This window comes from Siminovitchia terrae (genome assembly GCF_003605405.2).
GTDB lineage: Bacteria > Bacillota > Bacilli > Bacillales > Bacillaceae_C > Siminovitchia > Siminovitchia terrae.
Map to the genome: position 1 here is coordinate 151,719 of NZ_QYTW02000001.1, position 20,302 is coordinate 172,020.

22 protein-coding genes are annotated in these 20,302 nt (G+C 43.2%); 7 read left to right on the top strand and 15 right to left on the bottom strand.

Annotated features, from left to right (window positions below):
- The first annotated feature begins 160 nt into the window (after positions 1–160).
- From D5F11_RS00750 to ispG, 3 genes are all read left to right on the top strand, one after another.
- On the top strand, positions 161–670 hold the full coding sequence (locus D5F11_RS00750) for a DUF1189 family protein (protein ID WP_120114963.1): 510 nt from the start codon (positions 161–163) through the stop codon (positions 668–670).
- 64 nt (positions 671–734) lie between these two features.
- Positions 735–1,079, top strand: a complete 345-nt coding sequence (locus D5F11_RS00755) for a hypothetical protein (protein WP_120114962.1) — start codon at positions 735–737, stop codon at positions 1,077–1,079.
- A 119-nt stretch (positions 1,080–1,198) separates the two neighbouring features.
- Positions 1,199–2,320: a flavodoxin-dependent (E)-4-hydroxy-3-methylbut-2-enyl-diphosphate synthase gene (gene ispG / locus D5F11_RS00760; protein ID WP_120114961.1), complete on the top strand. Its 1,122-nt coding sequence runs from the start codon at positions 1,199–1,201 to the stop codon at positions 2,318–2,320.
- 535 nt (positions 2,321–2,855) lie between these two features.
- Here the strand turns inward: ispG and D5F11_RS00765 are convergent.
- Positions 2,856–3,179 (bottom strand): hypothetical protein, encoded by a 324-nt coding sequence (locus tag D5F11_RS00765; RefSeq protein WP_120114960.1) that lies wholly within the window; start codon positions 3,177–3,179, stop codon positions 2,856–2,858.
- A 149-nt stretch (positions 3,180–3,328) separates the two neighbouring features.
- On the opposite strand from D5F11_RS00765, the gene D5F11_RS00770 reads away from it, so the two are divergent.
- A complete protein-coding gene (locus tag D5F11_RS00770; RefSeq protein WP_120114959.1) occupies positions 3,329–3,913 on the top strand; it encodes a 5' nucleotidase, NT5C type in 585 nt (194 codons plus the stop codon).
- Here D5F11_RS00770 and D5F11_RS00775 read toward each other — a convergent pair.
- Genes D5F11_RS00775 through D5F11_RS00785 form a run of 4 tightly spaced genes read right to left on the bottom strand, consistent with a single transcriptional unit; the run spans position 3,910 to position 6,150 of the window.
- Complete coding sequence (locus tag D5F11_RS00775; RefSeq protein ID WP_120114958.1) at positions 3,910–4,338, bottom strand: Fur family transcriptional regulator; 429 nt, start codon at positions 4,336–4,338, stop codon at positions 3,910–3,912. The genes D5F11_RS00770 and D5F11_RS00775 overlap by 4 nt on opposite strands.
- A 9-nt stretch (positions 4,339–4,347) precedes the next feature.
- Positions 4,348–5,199 carry a metal ABC transporter permease gene (locus D5F11_RS00780; protein WP_120114957.1) on the bottom strand — a complete coding sequence of 284 codons (852 nt, stop codon included), beginning with the start codon at positions 5,197–5,199 and terminating at the stop codon, positions 4,348–4,350.
- A gap of 15 nt (positions 5,200–5,214) precedes the next feature.
- A complete protein-coding gene (locus D5F11_RS25750; RefSeq protein ID WP_185830420.1) occupies positions 5,215–5,367 on the bottom strand; it encodes a hypothetical protein in 153 nt (50 codons plus the stop codon).
- A 45-nt stretch (positions 5,368–5,412) separates the two neighbouring features.
- Positions 5,413–6,150 (bottom strand): metal ABC transporter ATP-binding protein, encoded by a 738-nt coding sequence (locus D5F11_RS00785; RefSeq protein WP_120114956.1) that lies wholly within the window; start codon positions 6,148–6,150, stop codon positions 5,413–5,415.
- 150 nt (positions 6,151–6,300) lie between these two features.
- Between D5F11_RS00785 and D5F11_RS00790 the strand changes: the two genes are divergently transcribed.
- Complete coding sequence (locus D5F11_RS00790; protein WP_120114955.1) at positions 6,301–6,555, top strand: DUF2624 domain-containing protein; 255 nt, start codon at positions 6,301–6,303, stop codon at positions 6,553–6,555.
- A gap of 42 nt (positions 6,556–6,597) precedes the next feature.
- Here the strand turns inward: D5F11_RS00790 and D5F11_RS00795 are convergent, their stop codons facing one another.
- Both D5F11_RS00795 and D5F11_RS00800 read right to left on the bottom strand, forming a co-directional pair.
- A complete protein-coding gene (locus D5F11_RS00795; protein WP_120114954.1) occupies positions 6,598–7,503 on the bottom strand; it encodes a deoxyribonuclease IV in 906 nt (301 codons plus the stop codon).
- A gap of 29 nt (positions 7,504–7,532) precedes the next feature.
- Positions 7,533–8,849, bottom strand: a complete 1,317-nt coding sequence (locus D5F11_RS00800) for a DEAD/DEAH box helicase (RefSeq protein ID WP_120115109.1) — start codon at positions 8,847–8,849, stop codon at positions 7,533–7,535.
- 378 nt (positions 8,850–9,227) lie between these two features.
- Between D5F11_RS00800 and vrrA the strand changes: the two genes are divergently transcribed.
- Both vrrA and D5F11_RS00810 read left to right on the top strand, forming a co-directional pair.
- Positions 9,228–9,788 carry a VrrA/YqfQ family protein gene (vrrA, locus tag D5F11_RS00805; protein ID WP_185830421.1) on the top strand — a complete coding sequence of 187 codons (561 nt, stop codon included), beginning with the start codon at positions 9,228–9,230 and terminating at the stop codon, positions 9,786–9,788.
- Between the two features lie 118 nt (positions 9,789–9,906).
- A complete protein-coding gene (locus D5F11_RS00810) occupies positions 9,907–10,863 on the top strand; it encodes a 4-hydroxy-3-methylbut-2-enyl diphosphate reductase (RefSeq protein ID WP_120114952.1) in 957 nt (318 codons plus the stop codon).
- A 599-nt stretch (positions 10,864–11,462) separates the two neighbouring features.
- On the opposite strand, the gene D5F11_RS00815 is transcribed toward D5F11_RS00810, so the two are convergent.
- From D5F11_RS00815 to D5F11_RS00850, 8 genes are all read right to left on the bottom strand, one after another.
- Positions 11,463–11,645 carry a hypothetical protein gene (locus D5F11_RS00815; RefSeq protein WP_126646472.1) on the bottom strand — a complete coding sequence of 61 codons (183 nt, stop codon included), beginning with the start codon at positions 11,643–11,645 and terminating at the stop codon, positions 11,463–11,465.
- Between the two features lie 51 nt (positions 11,646–11,696).
- The gene (locus tag D5F11_RS00820; RefSeq protein ID WP_120114950.1) at positions 11,697–12,815 is read right to left on the bottom strand and encodes a Nif3-like dinuclear metal center hexameric protein; all 1,119 of its coding nucleotides are present in this window, start codon (positions 12,813–12,815) and stop codon (positions 11,697–11,699) included.
- Positions 12,812–13,510, bottom strand: a complete 699-nt coding sequence (locus tag D5F11_RS00825) for a tRNA (adenine(22)-N(1))-methyltransferase (protein WP_120114949.1) — start codon at positions 13,508–13,510, stop codon at positions 12,812–12,814. The genes D5F11_RS00820 and D5F11_RS00825 overlap by 4 nt, the downstream gene beginning before the upstream one ends.
- A 64-nt stretch (positions 13,511–13,574) precedes the next feature.
- On the bottom strand, positions 13,575–13,931 hold the full coding sequence (cccA, locus tag D5F11_RS00830; protein ID WP_120114948.1) for a cytochrome c550: 357 nt from the start codon (positions 13,929–13,931) through the stop codon (positions 13,575–13,577).
- 147 nt (positions 13,932–14,078) lie between these two features.
- The gene (locus D5F11_RS00835) at positions 14,079–15,221 is read right to left on the bottom strand and encodes an acyl-CoA dehydrogenase family protein (protein WP_120114947.1); all 1,143 of its coding nucleotides are present in this window, start codon (positions 15,219–15,221) and stop codon (positions 14,079–14,081) included.
- 1,299 nt (positions 15,222–16,520) lie between these two features.
- Entirely contained in the window at positions 16,521–17,654 is a 1,134-nt protein-coding gene (gene rpoD / locus D5F11_RS00840) for an RNA polymerase sigma factor RpoD (RefSeq protein WP_120114946.1), read from the bottom strand.
- A 34-nt stretch (positions 17,655–17,688) separates the two neighbouring features.
- Positions 17,689–19,497 carry a DNA primase gene (dnaG, locus tag D5F11_RS00845; RefSeq protein WP_120114945.1) on the bottom strand — a complete coding sequence of 603 codons (1,809 nt, stop codon included), beginning with the start codon at positions 19,495–19,497 and terminating at the stop codon, positions 17,689–17,691.
- Positions 19,498–19,526: 29 nt separating this feature from the next.
- Complete coding sequence (locus D5F11_RS00850) at positions 19,527–19,979, bottom strand: YaiI/YqxD family protein (RefSeq protein ID WP_244862075.1); 453 nt, start codon at positions 19,977–19,979, stop codon at positions 19,527–19,529.
- Between the last annotated feature and the right edge of the window lie 323 nt (positions 19,980–20,302).

Consider the following 20,302-nt stretch of genomic DNA (forward strand, 5'->3'; position numbering starts at 1 on the left):
CCCCTCTTGTTAACAATCATGTCTACATAATGTTTATATGCAAAAAGAATATTATGTAAACCTATTTTCGACTTTTTTGTCAAACTTTCTACAAAAGCTTGAATCCATCCTGTCGAAGAACGACAATAATTAGTATACGTAACCGAAGGACGTGAAGATTTTGAGAAATGTTTCACTCATGTCTATTTTTTTCAAAAGCTTGTATTCACCAAAAGAAATTGCTAAATACAGGTTTTTGACAATCGGCAAGTCGATTCAGCTTGTATTTATTCTAGCTCTCTTCTTATCTTTGGGCGGTTTCTACGATATGATCTTCAAAGATTTTATGAATGGTTATGGAGTAACTGGATCAGATGCTGGATCAAAAACTCTTATGACTATTATTGTTGCTGTAATTGCGTACATTTTCAATGCCGGACTTCTTTTTTTGGTCATTACCATTTTGGCAAGCATTGGAGAGCCCATTGCAAAACGATTGGAAAGAAAGCTTCCCTATAGACAGAGCTGGAGACTGACAGCTTGTAGTGCTACACTGCCAGTGGTCATTTTTAGTTTGCTTCATCTGTTTAAATTTGAAGAGACTTACTTTTTCCTATTAGCCCTAATCATCGTGGTCGGAGTAATGCTGGCTGCCATCCGAGCTATTCCTAAGCCGAAAAAAAGAAACTAATTAACGAATAAACCCGTCTCAGTCGCATATATATGGGACATCTTAATAAAGAGGCGGGATTTAGTTGAAAAAAGTCGCAGTAATCATCACAGTCGCTGTTTTTATGTACAGCATTTATTACGATTTAAAAATAGGGACATTGCCCATTGACCAAGCTGCCACTGCATCATCCGAAATGAACGGTTCCACTGCCCCTGCACAGATTCATACCATGCCGTACGAAGAAAAAAAAGCTAAATCTGGGGATACCGTCATTTCAATAGCTGAATCAATTTACCATGGCTCCCTTCCTGTTCCAATCGATCAGTTGATTAAGGACTTCCAGGAATTAAATAATGGTGTGAAGCCGAATGAAATACAAACTAACAAAGAATATAAATTTCCTGTCTATAGCCGGCAAGATGACTAAATACAGTCAATCTGTTGTCAAGCATAAGCAAAGCTTGATACAATAAACAGGGTACGATACCTGTATCGATTTGAAATAGGGGCAAGTGTCTCTATACTTAATAAAGGAGAGAATAACCTTTGGGTACTATCATACATCGTTCCAAAACACGCCCCGTGAAAGTGGGAAACTTAACGATTGGCGGCAGTAATGAAGTCATCATTCAAAGCATGACGACTTCCAAAACACATGATGTGGATGCCACAGTGAAAGAAATTGCGCGCCTTGAAGAAGCAGGATGCCAAATCGTAAGGGTTGCCTGCCCTGACGAAAGAGCGGCAAATGCTATTTCTGAAATCAAAAAAAGAATCAACCTTCCATTGGTTGTCGATATTCACTTTGATTATCGTCTTGCATTGATAGCAATCGAAGGCGGTGCGGATAAAATCCGGATCAACCCGGGTAACATCGGAAAAAGGGAAAAAGTTGAAGCAGTTGTAAAAGCAGCAAAAGAAAAAGGCATCCCGATCCGGATCGGTGTCAATGCTGGAAGCTTGGAAAGACATATTTTAAATAAATATGGCTATCCAACAGCTGACGGTATGGTAGAAAGTGCATTACATCATATTAAAATACTCGAAGACCTCGATTTTCACGATATCATCGTTTCGTTAAAGGCTTCTGATGTGAACTTGGCTATCGAAGCATATGAAAAAGCGGCCGCGGCTTTTGACTATCCTCTGCATCTGGGGATTACAGAAAGCGGAACATTATTCGCAGGGACGGTTAAAAGTTCTGCTGGTCTTGGTGCTATTCTAAGCCGAGGCATTGGCAATACAATGAGAATTTCTTTAAGCGCCGACCCTGTTGAAGAAGTCAAAGTAGCAAGGGAACTGCTGAAGGATTTTGGACTCATTTCCAATGCTGCGACACTCGTCTCCTGCCCAACATGCGGGCGGATTGAGATTGACTTGATCAGTATCGCGAACGAAGTTGAAGAGTATATCCAAAAAATTAAAGCACCGCTGAAAATATCAGTACTTGGCTGTGCGGTAAACGGACCTGGGGAAGCGCGAGAAGCGGATATCGGAATTGCAGGTGCACGCGGTGAGGGGCTCCTCTTCAAAAAAGGAAAAACCGTCCGAAAAGTTCCTGAAGAAACAATGGTTGAAGAACTGAAAAAAGAAATCGATATTATGGCGGAAGAATACTTTAAAAAGCAAGAGGCAGAGAAAAAAGAAGCCGAAAAGCAAAATATATAAAGTGAAAGCACGGTCAAACGACCGTGTTTTCATTTGTGGCATAGGAAATTATTAAAATCTATGCTTGTGTATAACTTGTTTATCAGGTTATGCTGCGTCCAGCTCAAGCGCCTATCGACTAGCAGACTTCGTGCCCAGTCAACATCGGCTTCGACGGACAGGACGTCCTAGTACAGGCGAAGCGACAGGATGTCGCTGCTTGAGCCTGCCGAGTGCCCTCGGCGTAAGGATTAACCCAATCGCTGCTTAAGGCAAACTACGCCTTCTTCACCATTCGTCTAGCTTTGCGCCGATAAGCAGGCACTCTCGCACTTCATTTCTCCTTTATCTCGTTGTAGTCACTGTCCAGCTATAACGCTCAGCGACTAGCAGACTTCCTCTTCCTTCCTACGATAAGTCAACATCGATTCGCCTTCGGCTCACCGTGTTTCCTTTATCTCGTCAGGAGTCGTCCATTCTGTACGTCACAAAACGAGTGTTTTCGCAATTCGCCTTAGTTTGTGCGTCGATAAACAGGCGCTTGCGCTTTTCTTCCTTACATGAATGGAACGAATAGAAACCACCATCCAAGGGAGTGCAAAGCCACAGCCATGGCCCATCCCCCTACCATATACTTGCCTTGGCCAAGGGCAACAGCTGAAAGAACTACAGCAATCAATCCCATCAGCCCTGGCATGAAAAAAAAGGAAAGCACACCTATGAGCAGGGCAGCGTAACCTGCTAAATCAGAAACTGAAAACCCAATATCCCTTATATCCTCCCAAGCAAAATCAGGCGTTATTTCTGCTGCAGTCTCTTCTTCAAATTCATGGACATCAGGCTTCTTAGAACTTTCTTTTTCGCCTGGTTGCTGTTTCACCAGATTAACCTCCTTCTCACTATTTCTGACTTTATTAGTGTGCTCCCTTTCGTGCTTTTCATCCGCTATCTGACAAGAAGGAATGTATGTTACAATATAAATATAATATTGCAGTTTTGGACAACAACATTTTAAAGGAGTTATTTTGTATGCAAAGAAGGTTTGGCATTGATATTGATGGAACAGTAACATCCCCTACGTCCTTAATACCTTTCATAAATGAATCGTTTAACTTAAATATCACGTTGGATGACTTAACAGAATACGAACTCACTAAATGCCTGGACATTCCTGAAGAAGCATTATATCAATGGTTCATTAATACCGAGCCTAAAATATATGCGGAATCTCCGATTGCAGCCGGTGCGAAGCAGGTTCTTCAAAAATGGGGGAATAAGCATGAGCTATATTTTATCAGCGCAAGAGGAAATGCATTGTTTGAAGTAACTGAATCCTGGTTCCGACAACACGAACTAACATTTCACCATATTGAATTGATAGGATCACACGACAAGGTCTCCACTGCAAAAAAGCACGACGTAGAACTATTTTTTGAAGATAAGCATGATAATGCTGTTGCTATTTCAGAAGAACTCAGCATCCCCGTCATTTTATTTGATACTCCGTACAATCGGAAACCCTCCCCCAAAAATGTCATCAGGGTCCATAATTGGCATGAAGCTGAAAATTGGGTTGAAAATATATTTGGTAATAAAATCAAAAAAGAAGCTTAACTTACAGCTTCTTTTTTGCATTTTGGACATTTCCCGTATATTTCAAATTTATGATCCGCTACATCATACCCCTGCAAATCCTCTGTGACATAAGCCATCGGGCACGCATCGATTGTTTTGGAACGCCCGCATTTCAAACAAATGAAATGATGGTGATGCCCCTCTCCTTTTCCGCATGTATAACGGAAGTGCTTCTCTCCTGCAAGCTCCGTTGCTTCAAGGATTCCAAGCTCCAGGAACAAAGATAGATTCCGGTAGATCGTATCAAAGCTCACTCTTGGATAATCCCCCTGCATGAATTCCAAAATTTCTTTTGCGGTTAAATATTTATTATTGGCAGCAAAAATGCCAAGCATCTGCTCCCTTTTATCCGTCAATTTATACCCACTGTCTTTTACCATTTGTATGGCTTCAGCAATATGCATGATATCACCTCAATGAAATTTCAGCTGTACCTTATGATAGATGCGTTTATAAAGAATGGCTCCAAGTAATATAGCAATGGAAATGACAACAATCGTTCCTCCCGGCGCAAGATCAAGGTAATAAGCGCTGACCAGTCCGCCGATCACGGCTGTTTCACCAAAAATAATCGATATAAAGATCGTCTTTTTAAAACCGCTCGCAACCCTCATTCCGGCAGCAACCGGCAAAGTCATCAATGCAGAGACAAGTAAAATCCCGACAACCCGCATAGAAGCAGCAATCACAAGTGCAATCATAATGATAAAAATGAAATGAATCACTTTGGATGGTATACCGGAAGCTTTCGCATGCTCTTCATCAAAGGATAGTAGAAATAATTCCTTGTAAAGAAAAATCACTATGCCAATCACAAAAATGCTTATAGCTGCAATAACCCATAAATCCGTTCTGGACACCGCACTGACGCTTCCGAATAAATAGTTCAGCAATTCAGTGTTGAACCCGTCAGCAAGGGATATAAAAATGACACCTACTCCAATACCGCCGGATAGAATGATTGGAATGGCCAGCTCCTGGTAATGCGAATAAACGGTACGGAGGCGTTCAATCAATATGGAGCCGATCACGGAAAAACCCATGCCGAAAAAAAGTGGATTCAATCCCGCGAATAAAGCAGTCGTTTTACTGAGATAAAGGCTTGCTGCAATTCCTGACAAAGTGACATGGCTCAAAGCGTCGGCAATGAGTGACAGCCTTCGTACGACCAAAAATGTACCGAGCAATGGAGCAATCAATCCGATCAAAAGCCCGGTAATAAAAGTATTTTGTAAAAATTCGTATTGATATATTGCTGTAATCAAAATCAACATCCACCTTCATTCAAATGCGCCTTGGCGTATTTGCGCCCAGATTTTGTCGAGCTCAGCTCGATAAATTTCCTCTGAAAATCTGTGGCATCCGCCGGAGGCTTTAACTTTATTCAGCCGGGGTTTGAACCCCCACTGAATGGAATAACAATATGCATTCATTTCATTACTTACAGAAGTGGGAGACTTCTGCTGAATGAAGTTAATCTAAGAACCGTGCTGGTCAACCATGGAAAACCTTTCGCCTCTTATACTTTTATATTCGTCTACATCACCATAAAACTGTACACGCTTATTTAAGTAGACTACATGATCGGCTTCGCTTAACAATGCATCTATATCATGAGAAACCATCAATAGTGTAATCCCAAGCTGCTCCTTCAAAGATTTTAGGACCTTATAGAAGGAGTGAACATTTTCAGCATCTACTCCAACGGTCGGTTCATCAAGGATAAGCACTTCAGGACGGGAAACAATAGCCCTTGCGATAAAGACCCGTTGCTGCTGTCCCCCGGAAAGCTCACCAATTTTCCTGTTCATAAATTCTTGCATGCCGACTTGTTCTATTGCTTGAATGATTTCCATTTTGTGTTTGGGACGAAGGAAACGGAATAACCCGATTTTGCCTGTTAATCCGCTTGCCACAACTTCAAACACTGTTGCCGGAAAGCCGGTATTGAAGGAATTCGCTTTTTGGGAAACAAAACCGATACGTTCCCAATGCTTAAATCGTGATTGTTTTTCATCAAATAATAGTATTTCACCGTCGTCAGGCTTCAGTAACCCGAGAATGAGCTTCAGGAGAGTTGATTTTCCAGAGCCATTAGGGCCGACAATACCCAAAAAGGAGCCTTTTGGGACAGTTAAATGAATATGATCCAATACGATTTCACGACCGTACTGAAAACTCACATTTTTAATTTCTATGACTTTTTCATTACTCATTGAATATCCATTCCTTTACTAATAGGAATCATTCCTATTTACAATTAAAAAGTATACAGGAACTCTCCGCATTTGTAAATGATTGAGCCGTTTTTACATGTCACAGCAGACTAGCCTTTCACATAAGTATTGGTAAAGGAGGTTTTTAAAGTGAAGTTGATCAAAAATATGGTGAATTATAAGCTGAATATGATTACGGGCGAGGATTTGATGAAATACGGCAACGAGTTCAACATTCAACTGACTGCACAACAGGCAGAAAAAATCGCTGCGTACTTACGTGGAAAAAATTTCGACTTGTTTGATGACAATGTCCGGTCAAAAATTATTCGGGAAATCGCAAAAATAACAGGGCCGAAGACAGCAAAAGAAGTTAATCAGTTATTCATCCAATTCACCAAATAGCGGACGCCAAAAAGAAAAAGCCCGCTTTTGCAGGCTTACTCGTTACTTTACAGTCAATTCCTCAGTAATTTTTTCCAAAAGACCTGTATCAAACTGCCGCCCTCTAATCATCTCGATTTCATGCTTATACGGCGCCTTTTTATTTTTCTTATCTGCTCCTACATAAGGAGTTTCCAATATTTTTGGTACTTCTGAAAGTTGCGGGTGATGAATGATGTAATCAAGAGCATCAAAACCGATATGCCCAAAACCGATATTTTCGTGGCGGTCTTTGCGGGCACCACGTTCATTCTTACTGTCATTGACGTGAACTACCTTGATTCTGTCAATTCCAACCAGGCGGTCAAACTCTTCTAAAACACCATCAAAGTCATTCACAATATCATAGCCAGCATCATGGGTGTGACATGTATCAAAACATACGGTCAGCTTTTCGTTATGTGTCACACCGTCGATGATCTGGGCCAATTCCTCAAATGAACGACCGCACTCAGAACCTTTACCAGCCATTGTTTCCAAGGCAATTTGGACATCCTGGTCTGTTGTCAGTACTTCATTTAATCCCTCAATGATTTTGCTGATTCCCTTTTCAGCTCCCTCGCCCACATGAGCTCCTGGATGAAGAACAATTTGCTTAGCTCCCAGTGCGGTCGTCCTCTCAATTTCCGACCCCAAGAAATTAACGCCAAGTTCAAAGGTGGCTGGGTTGACTGTATTACCAATATTAATAATGTAAGGAGCATGTACAATCAGGTCATTGATGCCATTTTCCTTCATGTGAAGTGTACCAGCATCAATATTCAACTCCTCAATTTTCTTTCTTCTCGTATTTTGTGGTGCACCAGTATAGATCATCATAGCATTAGCACCATAAGAAATTGCTTCCTCACTCGATCCAAGAAGCATTTTCTTTCCACTCATCGATACGTGAGATCCTATTTTTAACAACCTAGCTCATCCTCTCCATTGATTAGCTATTATTTCTTTTTATTTCTTTGAAGACGGCGTTCTCTTCTTTTTAATCTTTCAATTTCAGAGGCCATTTTCTTTTTATAGCCTGGTTTTATTTTTTTTGGCTTGCGCACATAAACTTTGGATGTGCCGCTTTCTTTTTCTTTAAGCTGCATTCTGTTTTTTCGCCGGTTTCGATCTGGCAGGTCAACCCACTCTTCACCACGCACATCCTGATGGCCAAATTGAATTCCCATTTTCTCTAGCCGAACAATCGCATCTTCATCAGACGGATCATATATTGTATAGGAGACACCTTGATTACCGGCTCTCGCAGTTCGGCCGGAACGGTGAATATAAAAATCCAAATCTTTCGGAAGTTCATAGTTAATAATATGACTTACTCCTGGAATATCAATGCCTCTTGCCGCCAAATCGGTCGCGATGATGTATTGAAATTCCAAGTCACGGACCTGTTTCATCATTCTCTTTCGTTCACGCGGAGTCAGGCCTCCATGGATTCTTCCGACTTTGAATCCATGACCGGTTAATTGATCAGCTACTTGGTCCGCCATCTGCTTCGTATTTATAAAAACGATAGCCAGATAAGGATTGATAACATGAAATAGTTGACCTAGAAGATCTATTTTAGTCCGGCTGCCCAAAGGAACTAAAACGTGCTCAATCTGTTCGGCTACCAATCGGCTTGGTGTTACGTTCTCAAATACGGGATTTTCCATGTATTTTTTTAGAAATGGTTTCAGCTTCTCAGGTATTGTCGCAGAAAAGACATACATCTCCAGATCTTCAGGCATTCTTCCTGCAACCTGGTCTACGTCATGAATGAAGCCCATGTCAAACATAAGATCAGCCTCATCAATCACAAGCATGGCAGCGTTATGGACGAATAACGCCTGCTCCCTGACGAGATCATAAACCCGACCGGGAGTACCGATCACGATATGCGGCTGTTGTTTCAGCTTTTCAATTGTTCGCTGCTTATCCGTTCCGCCTGTAAAGTTTCGAACTGAAATTTCTTCACCTTCATTAACTTCAGTGATTTTTAAGGCTTCCTGGTAAATCTGACTCGCTAGCTCTCTTGTAGGGGCCAAAATCACTGCTTGAACCTGACGTTTCAAAGGGTCAATCCTTTGAATAATAGGTAGCAGAAAAGCATGCGTTTTTCCTGATCCGGTCTGCGATTGGCCGATGGCACTTTGCTCTTTTAGTATTAGAGGGATCATTTTTCTTTGAATCAATGTAGGCTGCCGGAATCCCAGCTTGCCTATAGCTTTATGAATAAATGGTTTGAATCTATATTCTTCAAAACTGTTAACAGCCATTGGCTCACTCCTTTTATGAAAAGCACAAACGCTTTGCAAGCTTAAGACGTTTCCGAGGATAAGAGTTTCAGCCAAGCAGCTGATTTCATTCTCCTCGAAGAGCCTCCTTTAGTTTGCTTCATGCGGTTTGCATTTGATATTTCCAAAGCTTCCTTGATTAAGCTCAGCCGCAGGAAAACATCCATCCTCGCTGGCTAGTGAATTCAATCGGTTAAGTATTTAAAACTTATAGGGCCCTCCCCTGCTAAGTTTTTATTATAAATGATTCATACGGCAACTACAACAATGTGACAGTTCTAGAGAACCCGACTCATAGGACATAATTTTTGTATTGTGCATATCCTATCAGAAAAGATGAAAAAGAAAGGAGGAAATAGCATGCAGCCAAGAAATTTCGGCGGACCGCCTATGGGAATGTTTGGACCTCCAGGTCCGCAAAGTGGCGGGGGGTTATTCGGACAGTCAGGCATGCCACCCGGCCAGGGCATCGACCGAGGCGGCTTATTATCCCGCTTGTTTCAGCGTCAAGCTCCTGCACAGGCAGGAAGATCTGCAGCAGGAATGTTTGCAAGGGCTCCCCAAGCACAAGCTGGCGGAGGTTCCTTATTGCAAGGGCTGACCAACCCGGGAGGCATCCAATCATTTTTAAACAACACTCAGCAAGTATTAAAGACAGCTCAGCAAATCGGTCCGATGGTACAGCAATACGGCCCCCTAGTCAGAAACCTTCCAGCCATGTGGAAATTGTATAAAGGCTTTAAAGACAGTTCAGATGATAGCAAAAATGAAGAGGGAAAAGTTTCTGAAAGTTCCAGCAAACTTTTGTCTGAAAGCTCCAGCAAACCTTTGATCGAATCCAGTGAACATGATCAGGAATCTTCTAATCGGAATTTGAGCACAACTCAACGAGGTGAATCAGTACCAAAATTATATATATGATGCTGAACAGCCGTTCACAAATTGGAACGGCTGTTGGCTTTTCGACAGTTGTTCTATATAATATGGTTAGTGTCATCATGATTCAGGCTTTTGCCTGGCAATAGTCAGGAGGATATACATGCAAATCATTAAAATCTCACCCCGCGGATATTGTTACGGTGTAGTTGATGCGATGGTTATAGCGCGAAACGCCGCTTTGGACAAGACGTTACCGCGCCCAATCTATATTTTGGGTATGATCGTACACAACAAACATGTAACAGACGCATTTGCCGAGGACGGAATCATTACCCTCGACGGCCCCAATAGAATGTCGATATTGGAGCAAGTAGAAACAGGAACTGTTATTTTTACTGCTCACGGTGTTTCTCCGGAAGTACGGGAACTTGCAAAGAGAAAAGGGCTGACTACTATAGATGCAACTTGTCCGGATGTCACCAAAACTCATAACTTGATCAGGCAAAAAGAAGACGAGGGTTATGACGTCATTTATATCGGAAAAAAAGGGCATCCTGAGCCAGAGGGTGCTGTAGGTGTCGCACCTCAAATTGTACATCTGGTTGAAGCTTTGGAGGATGTGGAAGAACTCGATATCAACAATGATAAAATAATTGTGACAAACCAGACAACCATGAGTCAGTGGGATGTAGCACAACTAATGGAAAGAGTGCAGGAAAAATACCCGCACGCCGAAAAACACAAAGAAATTTGCCTTGCTACACAAGTTCGTCAGGAAGCCGTAGCAGATCAAGCCGGTGAAGCGGATGTATTGATTGTTGTTGGAGATCCAATGAGCAACAACTCCAATCGCCTTGCCCAAGTTTCAGAGGAAGTTGCCGGAACAAAAGCATACAGGGTTGGAGACGTTTCAGAAATCAATATTGAATGGCTGAAAGATGCTGAAACAGTAGCAGTAACAGCCGGAGCATCCACTCCAACGCCAATCGTCAAGGAAGTCACCACTTTTCTCGAACAGTTCGATCCAACTAATCCCGATACTTGGACTCGTGAAAATAAAGTACCATTAACCAAAATCTTGCCTAAGGTAAGAAAACCGAAAATGAATACGCAGTAAAGAACAAGAGCGCAAGCGCCTGCTCATCGACTTACAGACTGAGCTGAAATGTGGAAGACGACGTTTAGGGGCGACAAGCACTGGAGGTCAATCCAGTGAAGTCGTTCTTTGACTTCATTGGATTGACCGAAGCGACCTCGAGCCCCTGTCGTTTGCAACTAAACAACAGTGACTCCAACGAGATAAAGGAGAAGGAAAAGCAGAGAGTGCCTGTTTATCGGCGACAAGCATAAGACGAACGCTGAAGAAGGTGTATTTTACCTTCAACAGCGTTTGGCTTATGACCTCGAGCCGATGGCACTCGCAGCTGGACAACACGGCGACGAAGGCAGGTTCAAAACGCGACATCCTCTCGCTTCGCTTGCACTAGGACGTCCTGTCCTTCGGCAGGCTCAAGCAGCGACGTCCTGTCGCTTCGCCTGCACTAGGACGTCCTGTCCTTCGGAGCCGATGTTGACTTATCGTAGGAGGAGACGCGAAGTCTGCTAGTCGATAGGCGCTGGAGCTGGAGCTGGACGCAGCATAATCTGATAAACAAATTATACACAAGCATAGAATTTTATAATTTCCTATAAAAGTAAAAGGCCAGGAACCTCCGATCAGGTATCCTGGCCTTTTTGATAGTAAAGAAAGTTACAATCAAACGCACCTTGGCGTATTTGCGCCCAGATTTTATCGAGCTTAAGCTCGATAAATTTCCTCTGAAAATCTGTGGCATCCGCCGGAGGCTTTAACTTTATTAATTCAGCCGGGGTTTGAATCCCCGCTGAATGGAATACCAACATGCATTCATCTCACCACTTACAGAAGTGGGGGACTTCTGCTGAATGAAGTTAAACAAACGTAAACGGATCAGTACCCGGTTCAGAGGGAATAAAATTGACATCATAGCCAAGTTCCCTTGCTCGCTGTCCAAGTACATCTGCCAGCCCTTTTTTCATTACTTTTTCTACATGGTGCCCTGGATCCACGATGTTTAATCCGATATTCATAGCGTCGTGTCCAGTATGATAATAAAAATCGCCTGTCACGTAAACATCAGCACCTTTTCTTTTAGCGTGGTGAAAATACTTATTCCCATCCCCTCCGAGCACAGCGACTTTTCTGACTGTATCCGCAGGATCACCGATTACCCGGACACCATCTACATCCAGTGCTTCCTTTACATGATCAGCAAACTCCCGAAGCGTCATTTCTTTAGCAACTTCGCCGATTCGTCCAAGTCCAAGCTCTTCTCCTTTGAGACTGAGCGGGTAAAGATCGTATGCCGGCTCTTCGTATGGATGGGCATTCAGCATTGCAGAGACAACCCTTCTCTCTACGGACTCCGGATAAATCGTTTCAATCTTAATCTCCGGAACTTCCTCCATTTTGCCCTTTTCACCGATAAAAGGTGTTGCTTCATTACCAGGTAAAAATCTGCCGGTGCCCTTCGTCGAAAAGGAACAATGGCTATATTCCCCGATGAAACCCGCTCCGGCTTCTCCGAGCGCCTTCAGAACTTGATCTGCCTGATCTACCGGGACAAAAACGGCTAACTTCTTTATTTTCTCTTCATATGTAGGTACAAGCACAGAAGTGTTTTTCAATTTTAGTGCTTCCGCAAGCATATCATTTACCCCGCCTTTGGCGACATCTAGATTGGTATGGGCTGCATAGACAGCAATATCATGCTTGATCAGCTTTTCAATCAACTTTCCCCCAGGTTCGTCCAAAACGATTCTTTTTAATGGACGGAAAATGATGGGGTGATGAGCAATGATCAGATCGGCCTTTTTTTCAATCGCTTCGTCTACAACGTTCTCCAATACGTCAAGGGCTGTCAAAACGGTAGAAACCTTTTTGTTTAATGTGCCAATCAACAGACCAATGGGATCCCCTTCCATTGCATACTTTTTAGGAGCAAACTGTTCCAACATTTCAATCACTTGAAAACCGTTCACGACTTTCATTTCAACGCCTCCTTCACAATGGCCATTTTCTTTAATAACTCCTGCTTCTTCTTCTCCGTCTCCGGGCGACCCTTTGATTTATCCATGCTATTTAATATATTCTGCCACACCTTAAGCTCGGAGAGCCATTTTTTCTCGAAGACCTCGTTTTTCTTTTTTAACAAAAAAGGGCCTAGCAGCAACTCACCTGGATTGTATGGCTTAGATGGAAATCCCCTCTCGGCAGCAAGAACTTCATAAATTTTTCCGTCTTCCTCTAAAATTTGTTCGTCTATCAGTTTCCACCCATTTTCCAATAACCAGTGCCTAATATGCTCCGCTCCAATATTTGGCTGCAGAACAAGTCTTGACACGCCGTCCAGCTTTTCTTTGCCACTATCTAAAATCTGGGCTATCAACGGACCTCCCATACCAGCTATGACAATGCAATCGACTTCTTTCGGCTCCACTACTTCTAAGCCGTCGCCCTTCCTCACATCAATCAGGTGACCGAGCTGGACCTTTTCAACCTGCTCTTTGGCTGATCGAAATGGGCCTTCCGCAATTTCACCAGCCACGGCGAAAGAAGCTGTTCCCTGTTTAATAGCATAGCAGGGTAAATAGGCATGATCAGAACCGATATCTGCTATTTTCATTCCTTTTTTTATATAAGAGGCAACATAATGAAGCCTTTTTGACAATTGATTCTCGTTCATACAAAACTGCACCTTCTTTATAAAAAAAGTTCTTTGCCTTTTAGCAAAGAACTTTTTAAGTGTGTTATTTCAAGTCTGCCAACCATTCTGCCATCTGATCGATATTGTCAGCAGGTACCAATCCGGCAGGCATGTTGCCTTTACCGTTAGTAAGAATGTCAGCTATTTCATCCTTGGATAGTCCTGTACCATGAAGGCTTGGAATGGAACCAGATCCCTCTAGATTTTCCCCGTGACATGAAATACATGTTCCTTGGGCATATTGTTCCGGATCGAATTCTTCGGCTTGCTCTTGATCGCCACCTTCTTTTTCTTTTGCGATTTCTTTTGCATCTCCAATTCCTTTAATACCAAGGAAAAATACGAGTACAAGGCCTAAAACCATAATTAAATAATATGGAACAAGCGGATTGCGTTTCATAACTTACCCTCCTTATGTAATGAACAGTTGATAAATATAAATTATGCAAACATCTACATTCTACTCGAAATTGAGCGGAAGGGAAAGTCTTTCTGTCGATGTTTCATCTTTTTTCGATATTTGGACAAATTAGAGGGTGCTTTTCATCTAATAGCACCCGACTTCTCTTGCAATAACCATACGTTGCACTTCAGAAGTGCCTTCCCCGATTTCCAATAATTTTGCATCCCTCATCATCCGCTCCACTTCATATTCACGCATATAACCATAACCTCCGTGAAGCTGGACAGCTTGATTTGTGATCTCCATGCATACTTCCGAAGCGAATAATTTGCACATCGATGCGTTTTGGGCAAAATGCCTTCCCTGATCCTTCAGCCATGCGGCCTTATAAACCATGTTCCGTGCCGCTTCAATTTTCATTGCCATATCAGCTATTTTAAATTGTGTAGCTTGAAACTGAGAAAGTGTCTTCCCAAACTGCTTGCGCTCTTTTACGTACTGCAAGGCCTTATCATAGGCTCCCTGAGCTATTCCGACAGCCATTGCCCCAATTCCGATTCTTCCTCCATCAAGCGTCCTAAGGAACTGTTTAAAGCCTTCCCCTTCTTTTCCCAGCAAATGATCTTTTCCGACTTTCACATTTTCCAGTATCAATTCAGTCGTGTCTGATGCATGCAATCCCATTTTCTCATATTGATTAATAATAGTGAACCCTTCCGCATCAGTAGGAATAATTATTGCACTTATTTGTTTTTCTCCGTTCTTTCTTCCAGTTATGGCCGTCAGCGCCACATGCCTTGCATAAGAAGCATTTGTTATGAAACATTTGCTTCCGTTAATGATATAGTTATCTCCTTCGAGGACTGCTGTCGTCTGTGTCCCTCCTGCGTCCGATCCAGCGTTTGGCTCTGTCAAACCGAATGCGCCCAAAGACTCCCCTCTACAGATCGGAACCAAATATTTTTTCTTTTGTTCCTCTGTTCCAAACATATGAATAGGAGCGCCTCCAAGCGATATATGGGCAGAGTAGGTGATCCCGGTCGATGCACATACACGGCTTAATTCCTCCGTCACAATGGCAAAACTTACGGTATCAGCACCTGCTCCCTCGTATTCTTCCGGAAACGGTAATCCCATCATCCCCAGACTGGCAAGTTTTTTAAAAACTTCATTTGGAAACTCGCACTTCCTGTCCCGATCAACGGCACCAGGCGCAACTTCCTCTCGGGCAAATTCCCTGATGGTTCGCCTGATCATACTTTGTTCAGAAGTTAAGTCGAAATTCATTTTACCCTCCTCCTGCCTTTTGTATCCGCTTTCAACATTCATTATATCTCTTTTTCCTTTTCCTTCTCAAGACAAATGATATTTTGAAATGAAAATTCATTTTATTGATATATTATTTTCATTATTAAAACCCCAAAAATACTCATTTTAAATTATTTTAGAATAACATTTTAGCGCTCTTTAAAATCTATCGACAAAAGGAGCCAAAATCTCGGTTTGCAAAAGCAGAATGGATTCAGTAAAATAAGTGTCAAATTTAAATAATAAAGCGTTTGCGCCTAGATGTACCAAAACAGGAAGCAGCTGTACAGTACCGGACACCTCTGATAGCCAGACATATCCCTCTGTCTATCGGCAGGCTCAAGAAGCGACGTCCTGTCGCTTTCGCTTGACTAGTACATCCCTGCGCGTCGCAGGCTCAGTACGCGACGTCCTGTCGCCTCGCTTGCACTAGCACGTCCCTGTGCGTCGCAGGCTTAGTACACGACGTCCTGTCGCCTCGCTTGCACTAGCACGTCCCTGTGCGTCGCAGGCTTAGTACACGACGTCCTGTCGCCTCGCTTGCACTAGCACGTCCCTGTGCGTCGCAGGCTTAGTACACGACGTCCTGTCGCCTCGCTTGCACTAGCACGTCCCTGTGCGTCGCAGGCTTAGTACACGACGTCCTGTCGCCTCGCTTGCACTAGCACGTCCCTGTGCGTCGCAGGCTTAGTACACGACGTCCTGTCGCCTCGCTTGCACTAGCACGTCCCTGTGCGTCGCAGGCTTAGTACACGACGTCCTGTCGCCTCGCTTGCACTAGCACGTCCCTGTGCGTCGCAGGCTTAGTACACGACGTCCTGTCGCCTCGCTTGCACTAGCACGTCCCTGTGCGTCGCAGGCTTAGTACACGACGTCCTGTCGCCTCGCTTGCACTAGCACGTCCCTGTGCGTCGCAGGCTTAGTACACGACGTCCTGTCGCCTCGCTTGCACTAGCACGTCCCTGTGCGTCGCAGGCTTAGTACACGACGTCCTGTCGCCTCGCTTGCACTAGCACGTCCCTGTGCGTCGCAGGCTTAGTACACGACGTCCTGTCGCCTCGCTTGCACTAGCACGTCCCTGTGCGTCGCAGGCTTAGTACACGACGTCCTGTCGCTTCGCTTGCACTAGTACATCCCTGCACATCGCAGGCTCAGTACACGACATCCGGTAGCACTATTAATTTCTGTGCGCCGCACTTGGATGAAACTAGACCTTACACTTACTGGTTTGAATAGCAAAAAAAAAGCCCCCGGGATTACGGGAGGCGCATTGATCTATTATTCAAGAAAATCTTTCAAACGTTTGCTTCTGCTCGGATGTCTCAGCTTTCTTAGAGCTTTTGCTTCGATTTGTCTGATACGCTCGCGAGTTACACCAAAGACTTTACCGACTTCTTCCAATGTCCGAGTACGGCCATCATCAAGTCCAAAACGGAGACGAAGTACATTTTCTTCCCTGTCGGTCAATGTGTCAAGGACATCTTCGAGTTGTTCTTTAAGCAGTTCATACGCGGCATGATCAGATGGAGAAGTGGCTTCCTGGTCTTCAATGAAGTCTCCAAGATGAGAGTCATCTTCTTCACCAATTGGTGTTTCAAGTGAAACAGGCTCTTGAGCGATCTTTAAGATTTCTCTGACTTTATCAGGCGTCAGATCCATTTCTTCTGCAATTTCTTCCGGAGTTGGTTCCCGGCCAAGGTCCTGGAGCAACTGACGCTGAACTCTGATTAATTTATTGATGGTTTCAACCATATGAACAGGAATACGTATCGTCCTTGCCTGGTCCGCAATAGCGCGTGTAATGGCCTGCCTGATCCACCACGTGGCGTACGTACTGAACTTAAAACCTTTCCTATGGTCAAATTTTTCTACGGCTTTAATCAGGCCCATGTTGCCTTCCTGTATCAAATCAAGAAACAGCATACCGCGGCCTACATACCGTTTGGCAATACTGACTACAAGCCGCAAGTTTGCTTCAGCAAGCCTTTTCTTCGCTTCTTCGTCCCCTTGTTCAATCCTCTCAGCCAGCTCCACTTCTTCTTCCGCTGATAGAAGGTCCACCCTACCGATTTCTTTCAGATACATACGAACAGGGTCGTTTATTTTAACTCCGGGAGGGACGCTTAAATCATTTAAATCAAATTCTTCTTCGTCTTCTTTTTGAATATCGTTAACATCAGGGTCTGCATCCTCATCATCAGTATCTTCTTCAAGAACTTCAACCCCATGATGACTCAGCATTTCGTAAAATTCATCCATCTGATCGGAATCCAGATCAAAATGGGCGAGATTACTTGCAATGCGTTCATATGTTAAAGTCCCCCGCTTCTTGCCTTGTTCAAGCAATTGTTCTTTTGCCTGCTCGAGGGTTAGTTCATTTTCTGATACACTGGAACGTGCTTTTTCAGCCATACGTCCCCCTCCTTCCAAACATTTGCGCACCCGGTTACATACTTAATGATTTGCGAAGATCTATGATTTCCTGTGCAATTTCCAATGCCTTTTTGACATTATTGCTTCGCTCCGCTTCTCTTTGCTCCAATTGTTTTTCTTTTATCATTAACATCTTTGAATGATTCAACACATAATTGACACAATCTTTTAATTCCTGCTCGGTGTCTTCGCTGTCCACTGCTATCATTTCAATCTCAGTGACAATGGCCCGGAGCTGTTTATCTGGAAGATGATCCAGAAAGAGCAATGGGTCGGGATGATTTCCCGCAGCATAATAACCTAACAAATATGTGATAATTGCCTGATGTTCGTCATAGTGAAATGGCTGATTTTCAAGCATGGCCATAATTCGATAGGCAGCTTCTTCATCACGGATCATCCTGGCTAACAGCAGCCTTTCCGCTGTTAGATGGGCCGCCACCACTTTTTTTTTCTTTGGTGGAGCCTGAATAAATCCGCCTGTTTGTTTTGGTTGCTTTTTCCCTTCAGCCTGGACCAGCTTCTTTTGCTGACTCTCAAGTACTTCTAAAGAAAGTGAGAATTCCTCAGCTATCTGCCTTGTGTACAAATCCCTTTCAATGGGATTAGTCAGCTTGCTCAACTCATTCATGACTTCTTCTATATACTTCAGCTTATCTCCTTCATTTTGCAAGTTTTTTCCGAACCTGTAATAATGGAGTTTAAAAGCTGTCCATACCAGTGCATTCCCTACTACATCCGTCCGGAATTTTTCAGGTCCGTATTTTCGGATATAATCATCGGGATCCAGCCCCTTAGGGAGCATAGCCGCTTTAACTTCCAATCCTTGATCAACAAGTAATGATCCGGCACGGTTAGAGGCTTCAATCCCCGCCTGATCCGAGTCAAAGCAGAGTATAATAGTATCTGTCAGCCTTCTAAGCATCTGAATATGTTCTTTCGTGAAGGATGTCCCCATTACAGCAACGCCATTTTTCACATTGGCCTGATCAGCGGATGTAACATCGGCAAATCCTTCGAATAAAACAGCATATCCCTGTCTCCGGATTTCGCTCCGTGCCCCATTGTAATTATAAAGAAGCGAGCTTTTATTAAAAATAGGCGTTTCCGGGGTATTCAAATATTTCGGAGAATCCTCGCTGTCAAGAGAACGCGCTGAAAAAGCAATGACCCTGCCTTTTGAATCAAGCAAGGGAAACATAATTCTGTTTCGAAACCGATCAAAAAATCCGTCGTTACTTTCCCTTTTAATGATCAGTCCAGCATTTTCCAGCTCTTCTTCCATGAATCCCCGTTTTGTCAAGTACTTCACGGCCATATCCCATTCAGGCAAAGAATAGCCAATTTTGAACTTTCTAATACCCTCGGTTGTAAATCCGCGGGAAAGAAGATAATCCAACGCACCTGCGCCTTCTTTTGTATTCAGCAATAGGTGATGGTATAGTTTACCCAAAAGTTCATGAGCGTCAATCATTCTTTGGTGCTCTAAAGGATAATCGTCATTGCGATTTCGATCAGACTGCTCAATTTGAATAGGGATACCGCCTTTATCTGCTACAATGGAAGCAGCTTCTTGGAAAGAGATGCCTTCCACATCCATAAGAAAATTAAATACATTTCCACCCGCACCGCATCCAAAACAATGAAATATCTGCTTTTCTGGTGCTACGGAAAAAGAAGGAGTATTTTCACCGTGGAACGGACATAATCCAAAATAATTTCGTCCTTGTTTTTTCAACTGGACATATTCGCTTATTACATCAACAATGTCCACAGACTGCCTGAGTTCACTGATCTTTTCCTCTGGGATTCTTGCAGCCACCGTCTAAACATCCCCACCTATTCTTTATTTCAGCTTCCATTCATTACCATATTTCGACAAAAATTATCGAAAACGGCTAGAAATAGATTACGATCTTTGTCCGTAAATGGTTTCGGTCCTTTCCAGAACTTTCCTCGCTCACGGTCTTTTGCAGCCAAGTAACGGAAATCAAGCGCCGCATCTATCATTTCTTTCTTGTATTCCGTTCCCCTGGGTGAAAAGACAAAACCACCTTTCTGAAGAGCAAGGCTTGCGAGCCCTATATCTTGCGTAACTAAGATATCTCCCCGTTTAATATGGTTTAGGATATACAGATCACACGCTTCTCTGTCCGGATCGACAAAAGTCCAGTTTTCACCTTCATTCATGATCGAAGGCTTATGATAATACGAGGCAATAAAAAACACCTCAAACTTCAGGTCTTTCGCAATGACAGAAATTTCATCTTTTACGGGACAGGCATCCGCATCGACAAATATCACCCTTTTTTTATGGGCATAATTATTTATTCTGCATCCCTCCGCAGATTCCTTCTTATTTTTAAACCCTTTTTAAAAAAATGATGTGGCACGGTTAAATATAATCACAATAAATAGTGTATTCCTTCTACCGGGACTCTAACCCTTTTATTTTCTATAAACACAATTTTTTATTATATCGTATTTGACCAAGTTTGCCTAGTCATATAACTTGATATTTTTTTCATAATAAAAGCGCCTCGGTCAGCGTGGGCAAACAAGACGATTCCCGAGGAGACAGTTCTTCAGCCACCACAGGGAAGCAGCTTGATCCTTGCGGGGCTAGG

Bases quoted from the DNA above. Each gene is read 5' to 3' on its own strand.
- D5F11_RS00770 (WP_120114959.1), top strand. From the start codon at position 3,329: ATGCAAAGAAGGTTTGGCATTGATATTGATGGAACAGTAACATCCCCT.
- rpoD (WP_120114946.1), bottom strand. From the start codon at position 17,654: ATGGCTGAAAAAGCACGTTCCAGTGTATCAGAAAATGAACTAACCCTC.
- D5F11_RS00810 (WP_120114952.1), top strand. From the start codon at position 9,907: ATGCAAATCATTAAAATCTCACCCCGCGGATATTGTTACGGTGTAGTT.
- D5F11_RS00820 (WP_120114950.1), bottom strand. From the start codon at position 12,815: ATGAAAGTCGTGAACGGTTTTCAAGTGATTGAAATGTTGGAACAGTTT.
- cccA (WP_120114948.1), bottom strand. From the start codon at position 13,931: ATGAAACGCAATCCGCTTGTTCCATATTATTTAATTATGGTTTTAGGC.
- D5F11_RS00775 (WP_120114958.1), bottom strand. From the start codon at position 4,338: ATGCATATTGCTGAAGCCATACAAATGGTAAAAGACAGTGGGTATAAA.
- D5F11_RS00835 (WP_120114947.1), bottom strand. From the start codon at position 15,221: ATGAATTTCGACTTAACTTCTGAACAAAGTATGATCAGGCGAACCATC.
- D5F11_RS00825 (WP_120114949.1), bottom strand. From the start codon at position 13,510: ATGAACGAGAATCAATTGTCAAAAAGGCTTCATTATGTTGCCTCTTAT.
- vrrA (WP_185830421.1), top strand. From the start codon at position 9,228: ATGCAGCCAAGAAATTTCGGCGGACCGCCTATGGGAATGTTTGGACCT.
- D5F11_RS00800 (WP_120115109.1), bottom strand. From the start codon at position 8,849: ATGGCTGTTAACAGTTTTGAAGAATATAGATTCAAACCATTTATTCAT.
- D5F11_RS25750 (WP_185830420.1), bottom strand. From the start codon at position 5,367: ATGAATGCATATTGTTATTCCATTCAGTGGGGGTTCAAACCCCGGCTG.
- D5F11_RS00785 (WP_120114956.1), bottom strand. From the start codon at position 6,150: ATGAGTAATGAAAAAGTCATAGAAATTAAAAATGTGAGTTTTCAGTAC.